This is a genomic window from Saccharopolyspora sp. NPDC002686 (genome assembly GCF_040295745.1).
Classification (GTDB): Bacteria; Actinomycetota; Actinomycetes; order Mycobacteriales; family Pseudonocardiaceae; genus Saccharopolyspora; species Saccharopolyspora oryzae.
This window is the reverse complement of sequence record NZ_JBEOVY010000381.1, coordinates 1-6965: the sequence shown is the minus strand read 5'-3', so window position 1 is coordinate 6965 and position 6965 is coordinate 1. Positions and strand designations below refer to the sequence as shown.

Annotated in this window: 3 protein-coding genes and 1 pseudogene; 3 read left to right on the top strand and 1 reads right to left on the bottom strand. The window is 69.7% G+C overall.

Annotated elements, in window-relative coordinates; genetic code table 11:
* Positions 1-53 precede the first annotated feature (53 nt).
* Positions 54-1322, bottom strand: coding sequence for an LVIVD repeat-containing protein (locus ABTZ89_RS33115; protein WP_351052212.1), 1269 nt, complete (start codon positions 1320-1322; stop codon positions 54-56).
* A gap of 167 nt (positions 1323-1489) precedes the next feature.
* Here ABTZ89_RS33115 and ABTZ89_RS33110 point away from each other — a divergent pair, with 167 nt between their 5' ends.
* From ABTZ89_RS33110 to ABTZ89_RS33100, 3 genes and pseudogenes are all read left to right on the top strand, one after another.
* Positions 1490-5212 (top strand): CHAT domain-containing protein, encoded by a 3723-nt coding sequence (locus tag ABTZ89_RS33110; RefSeq protein WP_351052209.1) that lies wholly within the window; start codon positions 1490-1492, stop codon positions 5210-5212.
* 12 nt (positions 5213-5224) lie between these two features.
* Positions 5225-6223 (top strand): annotated as a pseudogene (locus ABTZ89_RS33105) (Hsp70 family protein); the annotation flags it as partial.
* 308 nt (positions 6224-6531) lie between these two features.
* Positions 6532-6816 (top strand): Hsp70 family protein, encoded by a 285-nt coding sequence (locus ABTZ89_RS33100; RefSeq protein WP_351052215.1) that lies wholly within the window; start codon positions 6532-6534, stop codon positions 6814-6816.
* The last annotated feature ends 149 nt before the right edge of the window (positions 6817-6965 follow it).

The following is a 6965-nucleotide window of genomic DNA, read 5'->3' as shown; positions in this document are numbered from 1 at the left end:
GTCGTGAGCACTTTGGGGTGCTCTAGCGCCCCAAAGTGCTCACGACCTCGCGGTCAGGGCAGGGGTGTGCTGTACATGATCCGCTGGGTGTCGTGTTCGGTGACCGTCCAGAGCTCGTCGCGGCCCGGCCAGTAGGACAGGTCCTCCACGCCGATCGCCACGTCGTACTCGGTTCCGCTCGGTTGGAGGACGCCGTCGCCCGTTGCCGCTTGGAGGTGGCCCGGTCCTGTTGTTCCGCCTCCCGTGCTGCTCAGGTACCAGCGGCCGCCCGTTGACAGGGCGCCTTGGACCCTGGGTTTGGGCAGGCGGTGGGCGGTGGCCGCTCGCCACATGCCGTGGCTGTCGAGCTGGGGCAGTCCGCTGTTGCCGTCCAGGGGCCATTGGGCCACGCGGCCGTTGAGGTTCGGGTCGCCCTGGTCCGCGCAGTACTCGCCGGTCGTCAGGACGTCCGGGGTGGAGCTCCGGTCGAGGCCGGCGTAGGAGAACTTCTGCGGACCGCTGGCGTTGCACTTGTTGTCCGCCGGGAAGGTCGCCAAACCGCCTGGATTCGAGTAGCCCTTCACCTGCGGCATGACGTACCGGTAGCCGTAGCTGTAGTACGTGCCGCTCTGGCGGCCGATCTGGCTGCTGTCGGTGACGTCGCCGTTGGCCGCCGACTTGATGTCGAAGATGTAGCGCATGTCGAACACCCGGATGCCGCGGCGGGTGTCGACCACGTACAGGTAGTTGCCGTACCAGACGATGCCGCCCGCGTGGACGCTGCTGCCGTCACCGGCCTGCGGGGTGGTCACCGGCTCGTAGCTCGGGTTCCCGTAGCTGTTGATGTACGGGTAGGCCAGCAGGACGTGCTGGTAGTTGCCGGTATCGGTGTCCAGGAACGACACCCGCACGCCCTTGACCGGGTCCGTCTGCTTGTCGTACCAGCTGACCAGGATCGCCTGCTTGGTGCCCCAGTGCTGGTCGTCCTGCGCATCGGCGACCGTGGTGATGCCCTGCGGGTACCACTCGGTCGTGTCGTTGTCGCCCTTGTTGAAGCAGAACTTCCGCGCCACCGGCCGGGTGTTCGGCGCGAGCGCCGGTGACGTGCAGTCCGCGCCCTTCGGGGCGTCGTCGCGGTTGGCCTGCTCGAGGATGTTCTGCACGCCGAGCTTGGGCAGTTCGGCGTCGAGCTGGTCGACGACGCCCTGGAGGTCGGCGTTCGTGGGCTCGAGCTGGAAGTCCGCCAGCGATGGTGGCGTCGCTGCCGCCGCGGATGCTGGTAGGGCGGCGGTCACCAGACCCGCTGCCACGGCCAATGCGGTCGCTAGATGTCGTTTCCCCACCGGGGTCTCCTCACTCCGCGCGCGCCGAGATCGGCACGGGGTGATTTTGCGGAAGTTCTCCCGAAAAAGCACCCATGAGCGCCCGTTCGGCCCACTCCGGAACCTTCCCGGATGCAGCGACGTCCGAGGAGCGGCGCAGTAGGCTCACCGCGGCGGGAAGGGGTGCGATGTCGAGCGAACTCGACGAGGCGATCGCGCGCCGCTGCGCGCAGCTCGGCGAGGAGCTGGACGACGAGACCGCCTACCAGCTGCTGGTGGAGCTCGGGGATCTGCTGCTGGAACGCGCTCGGACGACCGGTGCCGACGTGGACGAAGTGCTGGCGGTCGCCGGGAGCCTCCTCGACGCGCTGGACGGAGCATCACCGGCCCGGGCGGCGCCGCTCTACCAGCTCGGACTCGCTCATGCAGTGCGCGGTGAACGCGGGGACACCGCCGAATTCCGCACTGCGGTGGGCTATTTGCAGCAGGCGCGACCACTGGTGGACGTTCCCGAGGTCATCGCCCGGATCGGGCTGATCACCAGCTTCGCGGTCGCGGCGCTGGAGGAACTCGAGCACGTCGACGCAGCGCTGACCGACCTGCGCACGGCCTACGACCTGCTCCCCGATTCACCGCTGCGGGACCAGGTCCGCTTCCGGCGCGGTTCGATGCACCTCTTCCGGTACCTGGCGCAGGGCGGGGACGAGACCGACCGCCTGACCGCGACCGAGGACCTCACCGCGACGTTGGAGGTGTTCTCCGACGAGCGGACGTCGGACGCGTGCCACCTGGGGCTCGCGATGCTCCACTCCCACAAGAGCGTTCCCGCTGAACTGCGCAGCGGCCGGGGTTTCGCCGGTCCACTGCCGCAGTCCGTGCCCACCGAGGACTTCGCCGATGCGCGCCGGCATCTCAGCGCGCTTTCCCCCACTGCGGCCGAGGATCCGGCCATGAACGTCGTCAACGTGCTGTTCCGCGCCGGAGCGGACTTCCACGATTCGACGCCGGAGGACTGGGCGAACGCCATCGGCGAACTCGACAGCGCGCGGGCGAACTGGCCCGAGGACGAGCCCGGCGAGCGAGAACTCGTCGGGCTGCAGGCCGCTCTGGCCTCCATGCTCGCCAAGACCAGCGGGAGCTCCGAGGACACCGACACGGCATCCGCGCAGCTCGCCGCAGCAGCCGCTGCACTTCCGCCGGACAGCCCCATGCGGTCGCTGCTGCTGAGCGGATTGCGGATGACTTCGACCGGCTTCGCCCAGGAACCGGGGGATCTGGACCTGGAGGACGTCGGCTCCGTGGTGCGGCGCCTCGAGCACGCGCTGGAGCACTTCGCCGACGACGACCCCGACCGCGCCGAGGTGTTGACGCAGCTGGTAGGTGCTCTGTTCCTGTCGGTCGCGACGAGCCGGGACGAGTCGCCCGATCTGCTCGACCGCGTCCGCGAGATGACCGAGCAGGCGATCGAGCGAAGTGCGGCCGATCCGGTCAACATGGGGATCAACCACGTCTTCCTGAGCATGGCCGAAGGTTTCCACGCGATCAACAACCGCGACGGGCAACTGCTGAACTCCGCGGTGGCGAACGTCCAGCGCGCCGACGAACTGCTGCCCGCGGAGCACCGCACTCGAAGAGTTCTCAAGTCATGGCTGGGAAATCTGCTCACCCAGCGGTACATGACCTCCGGCGGGAACGAAGACCTCGAAGCGGCCCGGCAACTCGCAGCCGAGTCAGGCGGGGACGACCTCCACGCGCGGTACAACGCCGCCTTCCGGCACTTCTCGCCCCACCTCGACGACGCCGAAGGGCTCGGTCGATCCGCTGAAGAGCTCGAACGGCTCCTGGCCGACATGCCGCACAACAACGTGCTGCGTCCCAGGGCGGAAAGCTCGCTGGCGACGTTCCAGCTGCTCCAGAAAGCGCTCACGAGCCACGGTTCGGACCTGGACCAGCGCGAACGCGACGAAATGCGCCGCACCCTCCAGAACGTCTTCGACGCCGCCGAGGAAGTGCCCGACCACCACATCGACAAGACCGGTGAAATGCTCGGCGCGGCGAGCATCTGCATCACCTCGGCCTTCGCGATGCAGGACTTGCCGCTGGTCAACCGGGGCATCAGCATGCTGGCCGGGCTCAGCTCGAAACCCGACCTGTTCCCCCGGGAACGCCGGAACGCGCTCGGCATGCTGGCCACCTCGCTGAGACATCGCTACGAGCTCACGCGGGATCCGCGGGACCTCAGCAACGCGGTGAACCGGTTCGAGCAGATCCTGCGCGAGTTCGAGTTCGAGCCGGGCGAGTTCGAGAACGCGAGCGTGCTGAACTCGCTGGCCAACTGCTACTTCACCCGCAACGACCGGATGCGCCGCGATCCGCAGCGGGCCATCGCGACCGCCCTCGACGGCTTGCGCGAACGCGCCCGCACCGTGCTGCTGCAGTCGAGCGCGCGTCGAGCGTTGAAGACCGCGAGCGCCGCGACCGGTGAAGCCGCCGAAGTGAGCCACTGGTGCCTCGCCCTCGGGCAGCCGGAAGACGCTGTGCAAGCGCTCGAGCTGGGGCGCGGGATGGTCCTGCACGCTGCGACGGTCGAGGCGACCATGTCTGATCTGCTGCGCGAACACGGCCGCGCGGACCTCGCCGAGCGGTGGATTTCCGAGGTGGGGCAACAACAACCGTGGGACGTCGGCGCGCTCGGCGGAACCGATGTCGTGGTGCCCAGCGATCTGCGCACGCAGGTGCTGCGGACCTTCCACGGCACCGACGTCGAGGCGCAGCTGCTCTCGCCGCCTCCGGTCAAGGAGATTGCAGCTGGGTTGAGCTCGACGCGGACCCGGGCGCTGGTCTACCTGCTGCCCGGCGTCGCGGTGCTGGTCACCGCCGACGGCCAGGTCGAGCAGGTGAGGTCGCTGCAGCTCACCGAGGACGGACCGGTCGCGCGGTTCGACCAGGCGCAGCGTCAGCGCGCTCGCGGTGAGCCCGTCGAGGACGAGTGGCGGGCGGCGTTGGAGGCCGTGTGCGACTGGGCCTGGTCGGCGGTGCTGAACCCGGTGCTGGACCTGCTGGCCGGATCGGGACGGCAGCGAATCGTGCTGGTACCGGTGGGAAAGCTGGGCGCCGTGCCGTGGCACGCCGCGCGGCGGCGGGTTCCCGGCGGGAAGGTCCGGTACGCCTGCCAAGACGCCGTGCTCTGCTACGCCGCTTCGGCACGGCAGTTCCTCGACGCAGCTCGACGGGAAGTCCGGCCCTGGGACAGCGAACCCGTCCTGCTGCGGACACCGGAGCTGCACTGGAGCCGGCACGAGATGGGCCACATCCACCGCACCCACTACCAGCACGGCTCCTACCTGGGAAAACCGCGCGATCCTCGGCGCCGCGACCGGCAGCCGCCGCCGAAGCCCGACGACGTGCTGGCGTTGCTGCCCACCGCCTCGCTGCTCCACCTGGCCTGCCACGCCACCCCCGCCGAACTGCCGGTGGAGTCGGCGTTGCTGCTGGGTGCGCGCGAAGTGCTGCCGGTGCAGGACGTCCTGCGGCAGGCCCGGGACCGGCCGCGCGATGCGGCGGGGGCGCTGGTCGTGCTCGCCGCCTGCGCCAGCGACCTCACCGACCGGCAGCACGACGAAGTGCTGACGCTGTCCACCGCGTTCCTCGCCGCCGGAGCCGCCGGTGTGATCGGCACCCGGTGGGAGGTGCTGGACCTGCCCACCGCCATGTTCATGATCGTCTTCCACCACTTCCTCAACTCCGGCAGCACCGACCCGGCCGGTGCGCTGCGCGCCGCGCAGCTGTGGATGCTGGATCCGCGGCGCCGCCCGCTGCCCGGGATTCCCGAGGAGCTGGCGGCCTTTTTCACCGAAGTCGACCCCACCGCACCGCAGCACTGGGCAGCATTCACCTACCAAGGCCGATGAAGGAGGAAACCGGTGGCGACGTTCGGCATCGACCTCGGCACGACGCACTCGTGCATCGCCTACGTCGACGAGTCCACCCGACCGGTGATCGCCAAGAGCGCGATCGGCGAGGACACCACGCCGTCGGTGGTCTACTTCGAGCGGCCGGGCGTCGCGCTCGTCGGCACGGCGGCGAAGAACTCCGCACTGCTCGCCCCGCACCTGGTGGCGCAGCTGGTCAAGCGGGACATGGGGCGGTCCGGCGTCGAGTTCACCTACCACCGCGAGCGGTACACGCCGGAGAAGATCTCCGCGCTGGTCCTGCGCGAACTCGCCCGCGCCGCCGAGGAGAACACCGGCCTGCCGGTGCGGGACGTGGTGATCACCGTGCCCGCCTACTTCGGCATCGCCGAACGCGAAGCCACCCGGCGGGCCGGGGAGATCGCCGGGCTGAACGTGCTGGACGTGCTCGCCGAACCGGTCGCCGCCGCGCTGCACCACCACGCGGTGGACGAGACGCCGGGCACCCGGCACGTGCTGGTCTACGACCTGGGCGGCGGCACCTTCGACACCACCGTGATCCGGGTGTCCGGCGACGACGTCCAGGTGGTGTGCACCGACGGGGACGGCGAGCTGGGCGGCGCGGACTGGGACCAGCGGATCGTGGAGCACCTGCTCAGCACCTTCCGCGACGCGCACCCGAACCTGGACCCCAGCGCCGACGACCTGGCCGTGCAGGAGTTCACCGACCGGGCCGAGGAGGTCAAGAAGGCGCTCAGCGCAACGATGTCCCGCAACGTGGCGCTGCGGTTCGGCGGAGCTGCGGTCAACGTGCGGTTCACCCGGGAACTGCTGGAGGAGCTCACCGCGGACCTGCTGGACCGGACTGCGGCGATCACCGAGCGGATCGTCGAAACCGCCCGCCGCAAGGGCGTCGACCGGTTCGACGAGGTGCTGCTGGCCGGCGGCATGACCCGGATGCCCACGGTGGCCGCAGCGCTGCAGGCGCGGTTCGGGCTGTCACCGCGGCTGTCCGAACCCGACCTGGCGGTCGCCAAGGGAGCCGCGCTGTTCGCGCTGATCAGGCAGGCCAAGAGCACTCGCGGCGCGGCTCGGCAGCTGGGCATCACCGAGGCCGATGCCGCGGCGATGGCCAAGAAGCGGGTGTCGACCGTGGTGCCCAGGGCGTTCGGGGTCAAGGCCGTCGATCCGCGCGATCCGCTGGCGCTGACCGATCCCATGCGCGCCCGGCAGATGGTGGCGCACCTGCTGCAGGCCAACACCCGGCTGCCCGCCGACACCGGCCGTACCCGTTCCAGACGGCCATCGACAACCAGCGGATGGTCGAGATCGAGGTCTGGGAGCAGGCCGGGCCGACGCCCTCCGAGGAGCTGGCCGACAACACCAAGATCGGGCACGGCATGCTCACCGGTATCCCGGCCCGGCCGGCCGGCTGCCGGATCGAGGTCACCTTCGCCATGTCCGAGACCGGCGAACTCACCGTGCACGCCAAGGAACTGGAGACCGGCAACGATGTGCGCTTCGAACTCAACATCGGCGGCGCGGACCGCGGAACCATCGCCGAGGCCCGCACCGACATCGCCGGTCACTCCGTCAGCGGCTAGGACCGCAGGTTCAAAGAGGGTTTTCCATCCTCGTCCTGCGGGGCGGTGCGGGTGGCGGAACCTCAGCGCCCGCCTGGACTCCGGGTGCCCGACTTTATGTATGCCAATACACGGCAGTCGGGCCGTCCTCGCCAGGCGAACGCTGAGAA

Excerpts from the sequence above, each read along its gene's own strand:
- ABTZ89_RS33100 (WP_351052215.1), top strand. The coding sequence starts at position 6,532 with ATGGTCGAGATCGAGGTCTGGGAGCAGGCCGGGCCGACGCCCTCCGAG.
- ABTZ89_RS33110 (WP_351052209.1), top strand. The coding sequence starts at position 1,490 with ATGTCGAGCGAACTCGACGAGGCGATCGCGCGCCGCTGCGCGCAGCTC.